This is a genomic window from Pseudomonas sp. FW305-70 (assembly GCF_058783925.1).
The window spans coordinates 1-15,692 of record NZ_JBYSYZ010000014.1; the positions used below are offsets into that span (position 1 = coordinate 1).

Sequence of the window (15,692 nt, forward strand, 5' to 3'; positions counted from 1 at the left end):
GACGGAGTGTCAGTCAACGATGATTTCGACTGACACTCCGTCTTCGCGAGCAAGCCCGCTCCCACATTTGTATTGCGGTGTAACGGGGTTAGAGCAACTCAAAACTCTGCTGCGTCACATCCTCTGAATCCAGGCCGATCTGCACGTTGAACTTGCCCGGTTCCGCCGCGTACTTGAGCTGGGTGTTGTAGAACTTCAGGTCGTCCTCGGTGATGGTGAAGTGCACGACCTTCTGTTCGCCGGCCTTGATCATCACCTTCTGGAAGTTCTTCAGTTCCTTGATCGGGCGGATCATCGAGCCTGCCACGTCCTGGATGTACAACTGCACCACGGTTTCGCCGTCGCGCTTGCCGGTGTTTTTCACCGTGACACTGGCGTCGAGCTTGCCGGTCTTGTTCAACGTGGTCGACGACAGCGCCATGTCGCTCAGGCTGAACTCGGTGTAGCTCAGGCCGTAACCGAACGGGTACAGGGGGCCTGTGGTGTCATCGAAGTACTGCGAGGTGTAGTTGCCCGGCTTGCCCGGGGTGAACGGCCGGCCAATGGTCAGGTGGTTGTAGTAGGTCGGAATCTGGCCGACCGAACGCGGGATGCTGATCGGCAGTTTGCCCGACGGGTTGTAGTCGCCGAACAGCACGTCGGCGATGGCGTTGCCGCCTTCGGTGCCGGTGAACCAGGTTTCGAGGATCGCGTCGGCCTGTTCTTTCTCCTCGAGGATCGTCAGCGGGCGGCCGTTCATCAACACCAGCACCAGCGGTTTGCCGGTGGCTTTCAGGGCACGGATCAGCTCGCGCTGGTTTTCCGGGATGTTCAGGTCGGTGCGGCTCGACGATTCGTGGGACATGCCACGGGACTCGCCAACGGCGGCAACGACGACATCCGCATCCTTGGCCGCTTTCACCGCTTCGTCGATCAGCACGTTCGCCGGACGCGGGTCATCCACCACTTCCGGGGCGTCGAAGTTGAGGAAGTTCAGGTAACCGAGAATTTTCGGGTCGCTGGTGATGTTGGCGCCACGGGCGTAGATCAGCGTCGATTTATCGCCCAGGGCGTTGGTCATGCCGTCGAACAGGGTGACGGACTGGGCAGGCCTGCCCGCGGCGGCCCAGCTGCCCATCATGTCGATGGGCGCCTTGGCCAGCGGACCGACCAGCGCGATTGTCGCGGTCTTCTTCAGCGGCAGGGTCTCGTTCCGGTTCTTCAGCAACACCTGGCTGCGGCGTGCCACATCACGGGCCTCGGCGCGGTGCAGGCGGCTGTCGGCGTAGGTGTCGACCGGATCGTCCTCGGCTTTGCCGATGCGCAGGTACGGGTCCTTGAACAGGCCCATGTCGTATTTGGCTTCGAGCACCGCACGCACGGCGTTGTCGATGTCGCTCTGCTGGATCTCGCCGGACTTCAGCAGCCCTGGCAGCTCTTTGCCGTACAGGGTGTCGTTCATGCTCATGTGGATGCCGGCCTTGATCGCCAGCTTCGCCGCTTCGCGACCGTCGGCGGCAACGCCGTGCTTGATCAGCTCGAAAATCGCCCCGTGGTCGCTGACGGCCAGGCCCTTGAAGCCCCACTCCTTGCGCAGCAGGTCGTTCATCAGCCAGGTGTTGGCGGTGGCCGGCACGCCGTTGACCGAGTTCAGCGCGACCATGACCCCGCCAGCGCCGGCATCGATGGCGGCGCGGTACGGTGGCAGGTAGTCCTGGTACATCTTGACCGGGCTCATGTCGACTATGTTGTAGTCGCGGCCACCCTCGACCGCACCGTACAGGGCGAAGTGCTTGACGCTGGCCATGATGCTGTCGGCCGCGTTCGCGCCAGTACCCTGGAACGCCTTGACCATCACGCCGGCAATGCGCGACACCAGGTAGGTGTCTTCGCCGAAGCCTTCGGAGGTGCGGCCCCAGCGGGGGTCGCGGGAGATGTCGACCATCGGCGCGAAGGTGATGTCGAGGCTGTCAGCCGCGGCTTCCTTGGCGGCGATGCGCCCGGACAGGCCGATGGCATCCATGTCCCAACTCGAGGCCAGGGCCAGCGGGATCGGGAAAATGGTGCGGTGGCCGTGGATCACGTCGTAGGCGAAGAACATCGGGATTTTCAGGCGGCTGCGCATGGCGGCGTCCTGCATCGGCCGGTTTTCCGGACGGGTGATCGAGTTGAACGTACCGCCGATGTTGCCCGCCGCGATTTCCTTGCGGATCATTTCGCGAGGCATTTCCGGGCCGATGCTGATCAGGCGCAACTGGCCGATTTTTTCATCGAGGGTCATTTGCTTCATCAGGTTGCTGACGAAGGCTTCCTTGTTCTCCAGGGGTGCGGGCGTCGTGGCGGCCAATACGTTATGACTGGCCAGGCTGACGAACAGGCCCAGCAAACACAGCTTCTTCATGAATAGTTTTCTCAAGGGCCCAAACGGCGATATGCACGCCGGCCAGCCAAAATTTAGGGAGCGTCTATTGTTGTTCGGGTGCAGGCTCAAAAAAACCAGAGCCAAAAAACGACAGCCAGGTGGCGGATGCGTTTTCACGCAGGGCCTCTTTTTAGCCCATCGGCCCGTTGCAATCCAGAGGCGCGGGCGATTATGCCCCAAGAGCCGGCCCAGAAGGTTTTACGGTCGGTTTTTTCATGAATGTACAAGGGAGCGACATCCTGATGAATGCAAGTCCAACCTATCGCTCGCGTTTGCAGGTCGTCACGCTGCTGATGCTGGCCACGTTGCTGACCGCCTGCGGCATCAACAATATCCCGACCCTCGATGAACAGGCCAAGGCCGCCTGGGGCCAGGTGCAGAACCAGTATCAGCGGCGCACCGACCTGATTCCCAACCTGGTGGAAACGGTCAAGGGCTACGCAAAACATGAAGAAGAGACACTGACCGCGGTGATTGAGGCGCGGGCCAAGGCCACGTCGATCCAGGTGGATGCCTCGACCCTGGACAACCCGGAAAAACTCAAGCAGTACCAACAGGCCCAGGATCAGCTCAGTGGCGCCTTGAGTCGTTTGATGGTGGTCTCCGAGCGTTATCCGGACCTCAAGGCCAACCAGAACTTCCTCGCCCTGCAGTCGCAGCTCGAAGGCACCGAGAACCGCATCAGCGTGGCCCGGCGCGATTTCATCCTCGCGGTGCAGAAATACAACACCGAGATCCGCACCTTCCCTGGTCGCCTGTGGCACACGGTGATGTACAGCGACCTGCCGGTGCGTGAGACCTTCGAAGCCACGCCGGGTTCGGAAAAGGCCCCTGAGGTCAAGTTCTGAGTACAGCTTGTGCGTCACTACGGAAGAGGTAGCCAATGCGCGTGTTGAAAACGGGCCTGATGCTGTTGTTGTGGGTGGTGGCGATCACGGCCCGGGCCGAACTGGGTTTTCCGGCGCTGACCGGGCGGGTGGTCGACAACGCGCAGATGATCGAGCCTGTGGTGCGCGAGCAGCTCAACCAACAACTTCAGGCCCATGAACAGGCCACCGGCGAGCAGCTTGTGGTCGTGACGTTGCCGGACTTGCAGGGCACCGACATCGCCGATTTCGGTTACCAGCTCGGCCGCCACTGGGGTATCGGGCAGAAGGACAAGAACAACGGCGCGCTGCTGATCATCGCCCGAAACGAGCGCCGGTTGCGTATTGAAGTCGGCTATGGCCTGGAGGATCGCCTGACCGACGCCCAGAGTTCAGTGATCATCAACCAGGTCATCACCCCGGCATTCAAGACCGGTAACTTCAGTAAAGGCATCAGCGACGGCGTGGCGGCGATGCTGGTGGTGCTGGGCGGCAACCCCTTGGACGAACCCTCCACGGCGTATGAGTCCAGAGGCGATCCAGGGGACGATTTCGTCTCGCGGCATCCCGGCTTGTTGGTGTTTTTGGTGATGCTGTTCATCCTGACTGTTTTTGTGTGTCAGATGCTCGGTATCCTTCCCGCCGGCCGGGGCGGCTCCGGAGGATCCGGGGGCGGTTTTGGCGGTGGTGGATTTGGCGGCGGCGGTGGAGGCGGAGGCTTCAGCGGCGGTGGAGGCAGTTTCGGCGGCGGCGGTTCGTCCGGCGGCTGGTGATCATAAAAATGAGCAGGCAATTCACGACATGGCATTACTGACCGAACACGAACAACGCAAAGTCGCCGAGGCAATCGCCCGGGTCGAGCGCGACACCGACGCAGAACTGGTGACCGTGCTCGCGGCCCGCGCCGACGACTATGCGTACATCCCGTTGTTGTGGGCCAGCCTGCTGGCGCTGCTGGTGCCGGGCATCGTGCATTACCTCACCGGTTGGCTGACCCTGCACAGCCTGCTGCTGGTGCAATGGGCCATCTTCATCGTCCTGTGCCTGGTGTTCCGTCTGCCGAAAGTCACTACCCATCTGGTCCCGCGCTCGGTGCGCCACTGGCGCGCCTCGAACCTGGCGCGCCGGCAGTTCCTGGAGCAGAACCTGCACCACACCGAAGGCAGCACCGGTGTTCTGATTTTCGTCTCCGAAGCCGAGCGTTATGTGGAGATTCTGGTGGATGAAGGCATTTCCAGTCGCCTGGACAACAAGAACTGGGATGCCATCGTCGCCACCTTCACCCAGCAGGTGAAGCAGGGGCAGACGTTGCAAGGTTTTGTCAGCTGCGTCGAAGCCTGCGGCGAGCTGCTCAAGGTGCACGTGCCCGTAACCCATGTGCGCAATGAACTGCCGAACCGCTTGGTGGTACTCGGCTAAGTCCTCCCTGGCGTTGTGTAGCGCTCGCCGCTACAACGCCCGTCAATTGTCCGGGTTCAGCCTTGTCGTCAGTATTTCTCTCCAACAGTGGACGCCCAGCGACGGGCGTTCCCGCGAAGAGGGATTCTTATGGCAACCCGACAATCGATTGACTCTTTGGTACGTGCAGCCAATGGCGCTGAGGGAAGCAAGCCCAAGGCGAAACTGACGGCCAAAGAAACGCAAGTCCTGATGTGGTGTTTCAAGGGCAAAACTTCCTGGGAAATCGCCAGGATCGAGAATTGCACGGAATCTACCGTCAATTTTCACTTCGCCAACATTCGCCGAAAGTTCGACGTCAGCTCCCGCACCTGCGCATTGCTCAGGGCGATCGAGTCGGGAGCGATCCAGGTGGATTCGGTCGTTGCGCGAGGTGCGCATGAGCCTGACTGATTCGGCATACAACGGCATCAATGGGCTCATGTTGGGAATGGGGATTGCGACGCTGCCAGTGGTCAATGGCGAGGTACTGTTCGGTGCGATGCTCGGCGCGTGGCTGGTCACTACCACTCGCACCAGCTTCAAGGCCTGGCAGCGCATCGGTTCATGGTTGCTGTCTGCGGGTGTCGGTTACCTCTTTACGCCTGTCGCACATCCGCTGGCGCCATTTCTGACGGAAGGTGTAACGGCCTTTCTTTGCGCGCTGATCGTTATTCCCATCAGCATCAAGCTCATGCAATGGGTCGATGGTGCCGGTATCGGCGAAATCATTCGACACCTGAGAGGACGAAGATGATGGTCCGTGAATGGGGTTGTCTTGATATCCGGAACGGGAAGTCATGCAACTTCGGATGACACAGTTCATCAGGTTTCATTCGAAAGTTTGAGTGTTGCCAGGATGGTGGCCATTTCGGAAAGCCTGAGTTCCATATCACGTAGTCGTTGCTTTTCCTCGAGTGCGTTTTGTATGGCGCAGCGATCGTTTTCGTCGAGCAAACGCCAGAGCGCGAGAATGGTGTTTTCCCGTGTGGTGTTTTCCTGACCAGTCTGCGAAGAATCAGTAATTGTTTGTCTCAAAACCGGCCCTTCGCCCAGCAACAGCCAGTCAAGGGATATTCCCCGGGCTTGCGCGATTTCTACGCATAATGAGTAAGGTGTGCTGTCGCGGCCTCGCCAGCTACTAAGGGTTTGCGGGCTGATCTGTAGCGCGGAAGATAAAGAAGCATCGGTTTTTGTGCCGGTAACTTGCTTTAGACGAGCCAGAACAGCTTGTGATTTTTTGCTACGCAATTTGAGCCGCTTCCTTTTGACATATGCTTTTTGAGTGCCTAATTTATGCGTAATGAGTACTTTTTTTCTTGTAAGTAATCAATCATCAAAGATGAGTCAGAAGAATACGATGTCGAAACTTCCTAATGGTATCAGGGGGATTTCCTACGAGCATGGCTCGACCCCATTACGCGTCTGCCCGATGCAGTTCCTTATGCCTGGCAGACACTGTTCGCAAGCCCGGAGCGCCGCGATGAACGCCTCAAGCAGTATTGCGTTTGATCAGGTTGATTGCCACCCAATGACCCTCGGGATTCAAGCATGAGTACTTATAAAATGGTGTGCCCGCACTGCTTGAGCCGGATGCGCATCCGCACCAGCGAAGGCCGTCATATTTTCCTGCGGGTGGCGTATCTGCAATGCACGTCGGAAGCTTGCGGTTGGTCCGTGCGTGCCGAATTTGAAATGACCCATGAGCTTTCGCCCAGTGGCATGCCTAATCCGGCTGTACGCCTGCCTTGCGCCGGACCCGATTTGCGCCGTGCTTCCCGGCCTGTTGCCGTCGGTCCTGACACGTCAGAAGTGCCACAGGAGACTTGAGCATGAAGGTTACCGATGAAAATGCAGGTCTGAATGAGGAGTTATTGGCTATTGCCCAGGCGTTTCTGGGGCGTCATGAAAGTGAGGGGATCGATGATCAAGTCCTGTTCTGTCGCGCGGTGAAGCATCTGCAGAGTATGGATGTACCGATGTTCCTGGCCGAAAGGCTGGTTAGCCGTGCCTATGGCTTACTCAAGTCGTGCAATGATCGTCGGCGCCTGGACATCGATGCAAGTTCCGAAACGGTCGCCGTGGTGACCGACCCTGCCAATGGCCTGACCTGGGCAGTGCCAGTGGGACTGATCGTCAAACACATCATTAATTCACCGAGCAATCGCAAGCTTCGCCTGGTGGAACCCTGAGGCTTCAACGCTTGTATCGAGGTCCTGGGCGGCGTGACTGGGACCTGCCACAAAATAACCCCGTGCCCAAAGTCCTCGTCCCCCTTAAAATACCGGCATTCTCCGATTTGCATCGCCTGAGGCCGTTTTTCCATGTCCGTCACCGCCACTCCCGCCAGCCTCGCGCCGGATCATCACGCCCAGTTCATCGAGCTGCTGCAAGCCAGCCTCGAGCACAATGCGTTCATCAAACTGGTGCTGGCCAAGTACGCGGGCGCTGAAGCGGACCTGCAGCGGATCATCATCAAGCCGGTGACGGTCAAGGCGCAGCCTTGCCTGTCTTTCGTCTATCGCTACAAGACCCGCGATATCACCAAGAACCTGCCGCTGGCCGAAGGCGTGGCGAGCATTGCCGGGTTGCTGCCGGCGTCGTTCAAAAATGCGCATTTGTTGTCGTTGACCGACGAAGCCCAGCTCGAATACAGCAAAAAGGGCAAGTCATCGCTGTTCAAGAGCAAACCTCAACAATTGCGCGAAGTGCCATCGGCCGAGCACAACCGTGAAAAAAACCGTTTTCTTGACCTGAGCCGGCCGTTTCTCGCCGACCTGGGGGTGACCAACAAGCAGCATGAACTGATCCCGGCGATGTCGCGCAAGTGGAAGCAGATCAACAAGTTCATCGAAGTGTTCAGCCATGCACTGACCTCGTCACCCCTGGCGCTGGACAAACCGGTGCGTGTGGCGGACTTCGGTTCGGGCAAGGGGTACCTGACCTTCGCCATCCACGATTACCTGCGAAACACCTTGAAAGCTGAAGGCGAAGTGACCGGTGTCGAGCTGCGTGAAGACATGGTCACCCTGTGCAACACCGCGGCCGCCAGGCTTGAGCACCCTGGCCTGGTGTTCAAATGCGGTGACGTACGCAGCGTGGCACCGAGCGAGCTGGACGTGATGATCGCCCTGCATGCCTGCGATATCGCCACCGACTATGCGATCCACACCGGTATCCGTTCCGGCGCGTCGATCATCATGTGCTCGCCTTGCTGCCACAAACAGATCCGCCTGCAAATCCAGAGCCCGGCGCTGCTCAAGCCGATGCTGCAATACGGCTTGCACCTGGGCCAGCAGGCGGAGATGGTCACCGACAGTTTGCGTGCGTTGTTCCTTGAGGCCTGCGGCTACGAGACCAAGGTGTTCGAGTTCATCTCGCTGGACCACACCAACAAGAACAAGATGATACTGGCGGTCAAGCGCGCCGAACCGGTGGAGCCGGCCCAGTTATTGGCGAAGATTCAGGAGCTGAAGGATTTCTACCACATCAGCGAGCATTGCCTGGAAACGTTGCTGCGCGCTGACGGCTACCTCTGATTCTGTGGGAGCGGGCTTGCTCGCGAAGGCGTTGGGTCAGTCGATATTGGTGTTGAATGGGGAGCCGCATTCGCGAGCAAGCCCGCTCCCACACTGGGTTTGATTGCGGTCTTGCGGCCCAGCATCACCGTCACGATGACCCCACCGGCAAACAGCCAGGTGACCGGCTCCACATGCTCACCGAAGAACAACGCCGAAAAGGCGATGGTGAAGAAGATCTGCAACAACTGAATCTGGCTGACCCGGGCAATGCCGCCCATGGCCAGCCCGGCGTACCAGGCGAAGAAGCCGATGAACTGCGAAAACAGCGAGACATAACCGAAGGCCCACCAGGTCTTGGCGGATATCCCGCCCTGGTGTTGCAGCGCCAGATACACCACCGGGCCGATCAACAGCGGCGTCGACAGTACCAGCGCCCAGCAGATCACCTGCCAGCCGCCCATCTCCCTGGCCAGTCGGCCTCCCTCGGCGTAGCCCAGTCCGCCCACGGCAATGGCGCCAAGCATCAGCAGGTCACCGGCCTGAATGCTGCCGGCACCGCTGATCAGCGCATAACCGAGTACCAGCGCACTGCCCAATGCGGCGCAGGCCCAGAATGCTTTCGAAGGCCGTTCGTGGGAAAGCCACGCGGCGTACAGCGCCACGCACAGCGGCTGCAAACCATTGACCAGCGCGCCGTGGGACGCTGGCAAGGTTTGCATGGCCCAGGCCGACAACACCGGGAAACCGAGAATCACCCCGGCCATCACCAGCGTCAGGCCTTTTACCTGTTTCCAGGTCGGCCATTTTTCCCGGCGCCAGAGCAACAGCACCGCCGCCGGAACCGCCGCAAACAATGCCCGGCCCAGGCCGTTGAGCAGCGGGTGGAGTTCCTGTACGACGATCCGCGTGAAGGGCAGGGTGAGGCTGAAGATCACAACGCCGAGCAGGCCCAGGGCCATGCCGGTGTTTTCGCGCGAGGACATGATGGCAACCAGAATATGGGGTGATGGGGTAAGGCTCCATATAGCCATAAACCATGGGTTGTCCGCTGTTACAGCTAGGCACAGACTTATCCGTACAGTTTGCGGGCCTCTTCGCGAGCAAGTCGGATCGCCGCACCGCCGCTCCCACATTGGAATGCGTTCCCCCTGTGGGAGCGGGCTTGCTCGCGAAGAACGATAACGCGGTCCATCAGGTAGTAGCCGGTTGTTACCCGCGCCACCGGATAAGGACTACCTTGAATACTCCTGCACGCCCACTTCCAGAGGAGTCCTCCCCATGGCTGCGAAAAAAATTCTGATGCTGGTTGGTGATTACGTCGAAGACTATGAGGTGATGGTGCCGTTCCAGGCGCTGCTGATGGTCGGCCACACGGTGCACGCCGTTTGCCCGGACAAAACCGCCGGCCAGACCGTGCGCACGGCGATCCATGACTTTGAAGGCGACCAGACCTACAGCGAAAAACCCGGCCACCTGTTTGCCTTGAACTTCGATTTTGCCAAGGTCAACGCCGCCGATTATGACGCCGTGCTGATTCCTGGCGGCCGTGCGCCGGAGTACCTGCGCCTGAACGAAAAGGTCCTGGAGCTGGTGCGCGCATTCGACAAGGCCGGCAAGCCGATCGCCGCCGTGTGCCATGGCGCGCAGTTGCTGGCGGCAGCGGGTATTCTCGAAGGTCGTGAATGCAGCGCTTATCCGGCCTGCGCTCCGGAGGTGCGCCTGGCGGGCGGTACCTATATCGACATCCCGGTGACGGACGGCCATGTTCAGGGCAATCTGGCCACGGCGCCGGCCTGGCCTGCGCACCCGAACTGGTTGGCCGGTTTCCTGGGGTTGCTGGGTACCAAAATCACGCTGTAACGAGGGACATGTCCATGTGCGAGCTGTACGTCAAAGCCGACCCGATTCTTTACGAATCGCGCTCCCGCTCGCTGCGCATCTGTGGGGTGGTCACCACCCTGCGGCTGGAGAATCAGTTTTGGGACATCCTCAGCGAAATCGCCGAGGTCGACGGCATGACCACCAACCAGTTGATCGCCAAGCTGTATGAAGAGGTGATGGACTATCGCGGCGAGGTGGTCAATTTCGCTTCGTTCCTGCGGGTGAGTTGTACGCGGTATCTGAGCCAGCGGCGGACGCAGTCTCCGGAGTTGTCGGTGGTGCGGGCAGTGGTGAAGTAGTCAAAACTGCGTCGACTCCTTCGCGAGCAAGCCCGCTCCCACAGGGATTACGCTGAACCTGTGGGAGCGGGCTTGCTCGCGAAGGGGCCGGTACAGGCGACAGAAATCCCGGCTTGGTCTTTACTGTGAAGCGCACAACCTCTCAATCGGCAAGGAGAAACAGCATGTCCGGATGGTATGAAGTGAGCAAAAGCAGCAATGGCCAGTTCAGGTTCGTCCTCAAGGCGGCCAACGCCGAGACCATTCTGACCAGCGAGCTGTACACCACCCACGCCGCCGCCGACAAAGGCATCGCCTCGGTCCAGGCCAACAGTCCGCTGGATGAGCGCTACGAGAAGAAAACCACCAAGGACGGCCATCCGTATTTCAACCTCAAGGCGGGTAACCACGAGATCATCGGCAGCAGCGAAACCTATTCCTCCGATGCCGCCATGGAGAAAGGCATCGCCAGTGTGAAAGCCAATGGCCCGAGCAAGGTGGTCAAGGACAAAACCTTACCGGTGCTTTGAGATCAACACATATCCCCTGTGGGAGCGGGCTTGCTCGCGAAGGCGATGGAACATTCAACACATATGCTGAATGTGACGACCTCTTCGCGAGCAAGCCCGCTCCCACATTTTTTGGTTTTGTGTGTGGCTGGAGATCAGCGCAGGGTTTTCAACAGCCCTTGCAACTGAGCGCAACCCGCCTCACCCAACGGGAACACCGGCAACCGCGGATCCCCTACCTCCAGACCTGTCGCCCGCAAACCCGCCTTGATCGTCGCCGGCAAGCCACCCTTGAGGATGAAATCCAGCAGCGGCAACTGGCGGTAGAACAGCTCGCGGGCCTTGACCAAATCGTTGGCCAGCACTGCATCATACAAATCCAGGTTGAGCTGCGGGATCAGGTTCGGCGCAGCGGTACACCAGCCTTTCGCGCCAGCGGCAAAGGCCTCCAGGGCCAGCGGATTGCAGCCGTTGTAGAACGGCACCTGGCCGTCGCCGAGACGTTGCAGTTGATGCATGCGCTGGATGTCGCCAGTGCTCTCCTTGACCATGGTCACGTTTTCCACGGCCTTGACGATGCGCAGGATCAGGTCCACCGACATGTCGGTGCCGCTGGTGGCCGGGTTGTTGTAGAGCATGATCGGCACGCCGATGCTGTCGCCGATGGCGCGGTAATGAGCGAGGATTTCCGCTTCACTGAGTTTCCAGTAGGACGCGGGCAGCACCATCACCACATCGGCGCCATGGGCTTCGGCGAAGCGCGCGCGACGCACCGCTTTGGCGGTGGTCAGGTCGGACACGCTGATGACGGTCGGCACGCGTTTGGCCACGTGCTTGATACTGAATTCGCTGACCTGATCCCACTCCGCGTCGCTCAGGTAGGCACCTTCACCGGTGCTGCCCAGCGGGGCGATAGCGTGCACGCCGCCCTCGATCAGGCGGTCGATGGAGCGCCCGAGGGCGTCCAGGTCAACGCCTTCGCCATGGGCGGTGAAAGGGGTGATGGTGTAGCCGATGATGCCGTGAATGTTGGCGGTGGACATGGTGTCTCTCCGTTCTAAAAGGTCTGGGGTCAGTTCAGGCAATCGGCGTGTTGGCGCAGGCTCTGCCGGGCGTAGTAGTTGAAAGCGGCGGCGTGACGTTTCGGCCGGGCAATCCAGTCATGGGCTTCACGGCCCAGCGCGGGGATGATCGGCTTGATGGTCCCGGCGCTCATCGCCAACAGTTGCAGCTTCGCGGCACGTTCGATCAGCTGCGCGATGACACAGGCTTCCTCGATGGTGTTGCCGGTGGACAATTGGCCATGGTGCGAAAGCAGGATCGCCCGCTTGTCGCCCAACGCCCCGGCAATCAACTCGCCTTCCTCGTTGCCCACCGGCACACCCGGCCAGCCTTCGAGAAATGCACAGTCGTCATAGAGCGGGCAGAGGTCCATGTGGGAAATCTGCAACGGTACTTCCAGCATCGACAAGGCTGCAACGTGGGTCGGATGGGTGTGGATGATGCAGTTCACATCCGGGCGGGCGCGGTATACCCAACTGTGAAAACGATTGGCCGGGTTGGGCATGCCGTGGCCTTCGAGCACTTCCAGGTCTTCGTTGACCAGCAGCAGGTTGCCTGCGGTGATTTCGTCGAAACCCAGGCCCAGTTGTTGAGTGTAGTAAGTGCCGGGCTGTGGGCCACGGGCGGTGATTTGCCCGGCAAGGCCGGAATCGTGACCGTGCTCGAACAGGATGCGGCAGGTCAGGGCCAGCTTTTGCCGGGCGGTCCACGTATTATCCGCCAGGGTATTTTGCATTTGGCTCAGCGCGTGCTTGACCAGTTGCTCTTTGGGCAGTGCTAATGTCTTGGCCATATCGGTGTCCTTTGGGTGATTCAATGGACGTCGGGTTTGTCGCTCACCGGTTCCTCGCAAAGTCGTCGGTGAGCGCAAATGACACTAAAGAGCCTAAATGACACTTTGTGTCATTGGCAAGGGCAAATCGTTGCCTCCTTGATGGATTAATCGCTCCACATGTCTATCCGTTTGAAATTACTAAGAAAAAAACTTGGCGTGACATTGGAAGCGCTGGCCGAACAATCCGGCATGACCAAGAGTTACCTGTCGAAAGTCGAGCGCGGCTTGAACACGCCGTCGATTGCGGCAGCGTTGAAACTGGCCAAGGCGCTGAACGTGAAGGTCGAGGAGTTGTTCTCTGAAGACAACACCGGCCTCGACAGCTACAGCCTGGTACGCAGCCACGAGCGGCAACCTTTGGGGGCCAGCGGCAACAATCCGGGTTACGCGGTGCTGGCCCATCAGGTCAGTGAACGCAGCCTGCTGCCGTTCATCATTTACCCGCCGGCGGAGTTCACCGACAAAACCTTCAAGGAGCATCTGGGCGAGGAGTTTCTGTTCGTCCACGAGGGGCGGGTGGAAGTGGACTTCATGAGCGAGCGCGTGCTGCTCGATCGTGGGGATGCGCTGCACTTCAATGCGCAAAAACCGCACCGGATTCGTTCGGTGGGTGAGGTACAGGCGCAGTTGCTGGTGGTGGTGCACAGCACCGAGGAATGAGTTGACTGCAAAAGCTTCGCGAGCAAGCCCGCTCCCACATTGGAATGCGTTCCCTCTGTGGGAGCGGGCTTGCTCGCGAAAGCGTCAGATCGGCCAGTACTAAACTTCGACTGGAACCGATAACTTGGGGCCACCCAACGCATGGCTCTTGGAATCAAAAAACCGCAACTCAACCCCCGTCCCCTCAAACACCTTCGCGTAATGCCGCTTCTGGTGCTGGATGAAGGCCTTGCTGCGCGGGTAAATCGAGATCGCCAGCACCTGCGGCTTTGCCAGGCGCAAGGCATGGATGATGTGGCTGTCCTGCTCCCCCAGCGCATGGCCGAAGAGACACAGCGCCTGGCCGTGACCGAGCAATTGCTCGTAGCAGAACGACAGATAGTCCGAACTGCGAATGGTCTTGAGCTTGTCCGCACTCGGCCCTTCGTTGACGAACAGCGGCACGTCGTCGAGGGTCTTGATCGTGTTATTGATCGCGAAGTTGCCCAGCAACGTGCCCTCGGTCGACATCAGCTTGCGCGCCGTGCCGTCCTGGTTGCGCACCAGGTGCAGACCGCCGTGCAGGTACAGCAAACGGGTTTTGTCGGTGGCCGTGTCGCTCAGGTCGAAAGCGGGTTCGGCCCCCTGGAACAGATCGGTGATCGCCTCGGGCTGGTGTTGCACCGCCCAATAGTTGATCAGGTCGTAATTGGTGGTGAACACCGTGCGGTAGCGGGCCAGTTCCTGATTGATCGTCGCCAGCGTCGAAGGCACCACCAGCCGCCACGGGATATGCACCGCATGCACGGTGTTGATCAGCGCTTCCTTGATCGCGTAATAGCGATTGCGCGGGGCGGCGGAGCTGACGGCCAGGGCCTTGTTGACCCGGCTGGTGGTTTTCAACGCGCTCAGTACCTGCTCGAAACTGCGGGTCTGCATCGCGTCGAACACGCTCAGCTCGGATGGGCTCAAGGGTTTTTCTTCAACGGTGCGGGCATTTTCGAACAGCGACGCGTAGCCGAAATCGTCCCATACCGCGCGACTGGCACCGTTGCCCACCAGCAAACCACTGAACGAAGCGCTGCTGCGCAAGACGTTCCAGTCTTCAAGTTGGGCATCGACATCCTGGAAATCGGTCATTGCGGTCTTCGTCTCACGGCAAAAGGTCTTTGGGCGGCGACTTTATCACGACCGGCTGCCGGACCACGGCACGACGCGGGCGAAGAACGTTATGCTGCGACTTCGCCCGAGCCGACTTCGCCGAGTACCCGATGCTGCAAAAAAGCCTGATCCGCCGTCTCGACCTGATCACTCTGCAACTGTTCGTCGCCGTCCATGAGGAGGGCACGCTGACCCGTGCCGCGTCGCGCGAGGCGATTGCCGTCTCGGCGGCGAGCAAGCGCTTGATGGAGCTGGAGGAGGCGCTGGGTATCAGCCTGTTCGTGCGCCAGGCCAAGGGCATGTCCCTGACACCGGCGGGTGAAACCCTGCTGCACCATGCCCGGCAGATGCTGTTCAACGTCGAGAAAATGGGCCTCGAGCTGGGCGAGCACAGCCATGGCGTGCGCGGCTATGTGCGGATGCTCGCCAACCTGTCGGCGATCATTCAGTTTTTGCCAGAGGACTTGCGGGACTTTTCCGAGCGTCACCCACAGGTCAAGACCGACCTCGAAGAACGCCCCAGCGCCGGGGTGATTCAGGGCGTGCTCGACGGGGTGGCCGACCTCGGCATCTGTTCCATCGACAGTGACATCAAAGGCCTGCACAGCGTGCTGTATCGCCAGGACAAACTGGTGGTGTTGATGCCGCCGCACCATCCCTTGACGAGCCGGTCGTGCGTGGCGTTCGCCGATACCCTGGGCAGCGATTACGTTGGGCTGCATGCCGCCAGTTCGATCAACATGCGTACTCATGCAGCGGCCCGCGAAGCCGGCAAGGTGTTGCGGGTGCGCATTCATGTGCCGGGGTTCGATGCCATGTGCCGCATGGTCCAGGCCAACATGGGGATCGGCATCCTTCCGCAGCGGGCCTATGAATTGTTTGGCCGGGCGCTGGGGTTGCACGCGGTGCCATTGACGGACGAATGGTCCGATCGGGCGCTGATTCTGGTGGTGCGCGATGAGGCGCTGCTGTCGCCGGTGAGCCGGATGTTGTTTGAGCATTTGCGGGGCTCAGTCTGAAAGTTCTTGGCTGACTGGGCCGGCCTCTTCGCGAGCAAGCCCGCTCCCACACTGGATCTGTGTAGCGCTGAAAATCCCTGTGG

At 59.9% G+C, this 15,692-nt stretch carries 19 protein-coding genes; 13 read left to right on the forward strand and 6 right to left on the reverse strand.

The genetic code is table 11. The features are described from left to right. Positions 1 to 88 precede the first annotated feature (88 nt). Complete coding sequence (gene bglX / locus AC3WN7_RS13035) at positions 89 to 2,380, reverse strand: beta-glucosidase BglX (RefSeq protein ID WP_102675294.1); 2,292 nt, start codon at positions 2,378 to 2,380, stop codon at positions 89 to 91. A 263-nt stretch (positions 2,381 to 2,643) separates the two neighbouring features. Between bglX and AC3WN7_RS13040 the strand changes: the two genes are divergently transcribed. The 5 genes from AC3WN7_RS13040 (at position 2,644) to AC3WN7_RS13060 (ending at position 5,461) form a co-directional block, all read left to right on the forward strand. Then, entirely contained in the window at positions 2,644 to 3,249 is a 606-nt protein-coding gene (locus AC3WN7_RS13040) for a LemA family protein (RefSeq protein WP_102675321.1), read from the forward strand. 35 nt (positions 3,250 to 3,284) lie between these two features. Continuing rightward, on the forward strand, positions 3,285 to 4,040 hold the full coding sequence (locus tag AC3WN7_RS13045; protein WP_095966227.1) for a TPM domain-containing protein: 756 nt from the start codon (positions 3,285 to 3,287) through the stop codon (positions 4,038 to 4,040). Between the two features lie 28 nt (positions 4,041 to 4,068). Then, on the forward strand, positions 4,069 to 4,686 hold the full coding sequence (locus tag AC3WN7_RS13050; protein ID WP_095966228.1) for a TPM domain-containing protein: 618 nt from the start codon (positions 4,069 to 4,071) through the stop codon (positions 4,684 to 4,686). A 129-nt stretch (positions 4,687 to 4,815) separates the two neighbouring features. Then, positions 4,816 to 5,118 (forward strand): helix-turn-helix domain-containing protein, encoded by a 303-nt coding sequence (locus tag AC3WN7_RS13055; protein ID WP_095966229.1) that lies wholly within the window; start codon positions 4,816 to 4,818, stop codon positions 5,116 to 5,118. Then, positions 5,105 to 5,461 (forward strand): putative holin, encoded by a 357-nt coding sequence (locus AC3WN7_RS13060; RefSeq protein WP_015093872.1) that lies wholly within the window; start codon positions 5,105 to 5,107, stop codon positions 5,459 to 5,461. Before AC3WN7_RS13055 ends, AC3WN7_RS13060 begins: the two co-directional genes overlap by 14 nt. A 68-nt stretch (positions 5,462 to 5,529) precedes the next feature. Here AC3WN7_RS13060 and AC3WN7_RS13065 read toward each other — a convergent pair whose 3' ends face one another. After that, positions 5,530 to 5,955 (reverse strand): helix-turn-helix domain-containing protein, encoded by a 426-nt coding sequence (locus AC3WN7_RS13065; protein WP_102675295.1) that lies wholly within the window; start codon positions 5,953 to 5,955, stop codon positions 5,530 to 5,532. A 300-nt stretch (positions 5,956 to 6,255) separates the two neighbouring features. Here AC3WN7_RS13065 and AC3WN7_RS13070 point away from each other — a divergent pair, with 300 nt between their 5' ends. The 3 genes from AC3WN7_RS13070 to AC3WN7_RS13080 all read left to right on the forward strand — a co-directional run bounded on the left by AC3WN7_RS13070 (position 6,256) and on the right by AC3WN7_RS13080 (position 8,243). Beyond that, positions 6,256 to 6,534, forward strand: a complete 279-nt coding sequence (locus AC3WN7_RS13070; protein WP_095966231.1) for an Ogr/Delta-like zinc finger protein — start codon at positions 6,256 to 6,258, stop codon at positions 6,532 to 6,534. Between the two features lie 2 nt (positions 6,535 to 6,536). Then, entirely contained in the window at positions 6,537 to 6,896 is a 360-nt protein-coding gene (locus AC3WN7_RS13075; RefSeq protein WP_095966232.1) for a hypothetical protein, read from the forward strand. A gap of 132 nt (positions 6,897 to 7,028) precedes the next feature. Next, positions 7,029 to 8,243 carry a class I SAM-dependent methyltransferase gene (locus AC3WN7_RS13080; protein WP_102675296.1) on the forward strand — a complete coding sequence of 405 codons (1,215 nt, stop codon included), beginning with the start codon at positions 7,029 to 7,031 and terminating at the stop codon, positions 8,241 to 8,243. Here AC3WN7_RS13080 and AC3WN7_RS13085 read toward each other — a convergent pair. Further along, positions 8,234 to 9,208, reverse strand: coding sequence for a DMT family transporter (locus AC3WN7_RS13085; protein WP_102675297.1), 975 nt, complete (start codon positions 9,206 to 9,208; stop codon positions 8,234 to 8,236). The two genes, AC3WN7_RS13080 and AC3WN7_RS13085, sit on opposite strands and share 10 nt — an antisense overlap. A gap of 295 nt (positions 9,209 to 9,503) precedes the next feature. Here AC3WN7_RS13085 and AC3WN7_RS13090 point away from each other — a divergent pair, with 295 nt between their 5' ends. The 3 genes from AC3WN7_RS13090 to AC3WN7_RS13100 all read left to right on the forward strand — a co-directional run bounded on the left by AC3WN7_RS13090 (position 9,504) and on the right by AC3WN7_RS13100 (position 10,914). Further along, on the forward strand, positions 9,504 to 10,085 hold the full coding sequence (locus tag AC3WN7_RS13090; protein ID WP_095966235.1) for a DJ-1/PfpI family protein: 582 nt from the start codon (positions 9,504 to 9,506) through the stop codon (positions 10,083 to 10,085). Positions 10,086 to 10,099: 14 nt separating this feature from the next. Then, positions 10,100 to 10,405, forward strand: coding sequence for a ribbon-helix-helix domain-containing protein (locus AC3WN7_RS13095; RefSeq protein ID WP_095966236.1), 306 nt, complete (start codon positions 10,100 to 10,102; stop codon positions 10,403 to 10,405). A gap of 164 nt (positions 10,406 to 10,569) precedes the next feature. Then, a complete protein-coding gene (locus tag AC3WN7_RS13100; protein ID WP_095966237.1) occupies positions 10,570 to 10,914 on the forward strand; it encodes a YegP family protein in 345 nt (114 codons plus the stop codon). A gap of 134 nt (positions 10,915 to 11,048) precedes the next feature. Here AC3WN7_RS13100 and AC3WN7_RS13105 read toward each other — a convergent pair whose 3' ends face one another. Further along, a complete protein-coding gene (locus tag AC3WN7_RS13105) occupies positions 11,049 to 11,936 on the reverse strand; it encodes a dihydrodipicolinate synthase family protein (protein ID WP_102675299.1) in 888 nt (295 codons plus the stop codon). 29 nt (positions 11,937 to 11,965) lie between these two features. Continuing rightward, positions 11,966 to 12,748, reverse strand: a complete 783-nt coding sequence (locus AC3WN7_RS13110) for an aldolase (RefSeq protein ID WP_007976758.1) — start codon at positions 12,746 to 12,748, stop codon at positions 11,966 to 11,968. 159 nt (positions 12,749 to 12,907) lie between these two features. On the opposite strand from AC3WN7_RS13110, the gene AC3WN7_RS13115 reads away from it, so the two are divergent. Further along, positions 12,908 to 13,450 carry a helix-turn-helix domain-containing protein gene (locus AC3WN7_RS13115; protein ID WP_102675300.1) on the forward strand — a complete coding sequence of 181 codons (543 nt, stop codon included), beginning with the start codon at positions 12,908 to 12,910 and terminating at the stop codon, positions 13,448 to 13,450. A 99-nt stretch (positions 13,451 to 13,549) separates the two neighbouring features. On the opposite strand, the gene AC3WN7_RS13120 is transcribed toward AC3WN7_RS13115, so the two are convergent. Further along, positions 13,550 to 14,569, reverse strand: coding sequence for a DUF4917 family protein (locus AC3WN7_RS13120; RefSeq protein ID WP_102675301.1), 1,020 nt, complete (start codon positions 14,567 to 14,569; stop codon positions 13,550 to 13,552). 131 nt (positions 14,570 to 14,700) lie between these two features. On the opposite strand from AC3WN7_RS13120, the gene AC3WN7_RS13125 reads away from it, so the two are divergent. Further along, positions 14,701 to 15,609 carry a LysR family transcriptional regulator gene (locus tag AC3WN7_RS13125; protein ID WP_102675302.1) on the forward strand — a complete coding sequence of 303 codons (909 nt, stop codon included), beginning with the start codon at positions 14,701 to 14,703 and terminating at the stop codon, positions 15,607 to 15,609. Positions 15,610 to 15,692: the final 83 nt, after the last annotated feature.

Coding starts and splice junctions, on each gene's coding strand:
- bglX (WP_102675294.1), bottom strand. CDS start 2,380: ATGAAGAAGCTGTGTTTGCTGGGCCTGTTCGTCAGCCTGGCCAGTCAT.
- AC3WN7_RS13040 (WP_102675321.1), top strand. CDS start 2,644: ATGAATGCAAGTCCAACCTATCGCTCGCGTTTGCAGGTCGTCACGCTG.
- AC3WN7_RS13045 (WP_095966227.1), top strand. CDS start 3,285: ATGCGCGTGTTGAAAACGGGCCTGATGCTGTTGTTGTGGGTGGTGGCG.
- AC3WN7_RS13050 (WP_095966228.1), top strand. CDS start 4,069: ATGGCATTACTGACCGAACACGAACAACGCAAAGTCGCCGAGGCAATC.
- AC3WN7_RS13055 (WP_095966229.1), top strand. CDS start 4,816: ATGGCAACCCGACAATCGATTGACTCTTTGGTACGTGCAGCCAATGGC.
- AC3WN7_RS13060 (WP_015093872.1), top strand. CDS start 5,105: ATGAGCCTGACTGATTCGGCATACAACGGCATCAATGGGCTCATGTTG.
- AC3WN7_RS13070 (WP_095966231.1), top strand. CDS start 6,256: ATGAGTACTTATAAAATGGTGTGCCCGCACTGCTTGAGCCGGATGCGC.
- AC3WN7_RS13075 (WP_095966232.1), top strand. CDS start 6,537: ATGAAGGTTACCGATGAAAATGCAGGTCTGAATGAGGAGTTATTGGCT.
- AC3WN7_RS13080 (WP_102675296.1), top strand. CDS start 7,029: ATGTCCGTCACCGCCACTCCCGCCAGCCTCGCGCCGGATCATCACGCC.
- AC3WN7_RS13085 (WP_102675297.1), bottom strand. CDS start 9,208: ATGTCCTCGCGCGAAAACACCGGCATGGCCCTGGGCCTGCTCGGCGTT.
- AC3WN7_RS13090 (WP_095966235.1), top strand. CDS start 9,504: ATGGCTGCGAAAAAAATTCTGATGCTGGTTGGTGATTACGTCGAAGAC.
- AC3WN7_RS13095 (WP_095966236.1), top strand. CDS start 10,100: ATGTGCGAGCTGTACGTCAAAGCCGACCCGATTCTTTACGAATCGCGC.
- AC3WN7_RS13100 (WP_095966237.1), top strand. CDS start 10,570: ATGTCCGGATGGTATGAAGTGAGCAAAAGCAGCAATGGCCAGTTCAGG.
- AC3WN7_RS13105 (WP_102675299.1), bottom strand. CDS start 11,936: ATGTCCACCGCCAACATTCACGGCATCATCGGCTACACCATCACCCCT.
- AC3WN7_RS13110 (WP_007976758.1), bottom strand. CDS start 12,748: ATGGCCAAGACATTAGCACTGCCCAAAGAGCAACTGGTCAAGCACGCG.
- AC3WN7_RS13115 (WP_102675300.1), top strand. CDS start 12,908: ATGTCTATCCGTTTGAAATTACTAAGAAAAAAACTTGGCGTGACATTG.
- AC3WN7_RS13120 (WP_102675301.1), bottom strand. CDS start 14,569: ATGACCGATTTCCAGGATGTCGATGCCCAACTTGAAGACTGGAACGTC.
- AC3WN7_RS13125 (WP_102675302.1), top strand. CDS start 14,701: ATGCTGCAAAAAAGCCTGATCCGCCGTCTCGACCTGATCACTCTGCAA.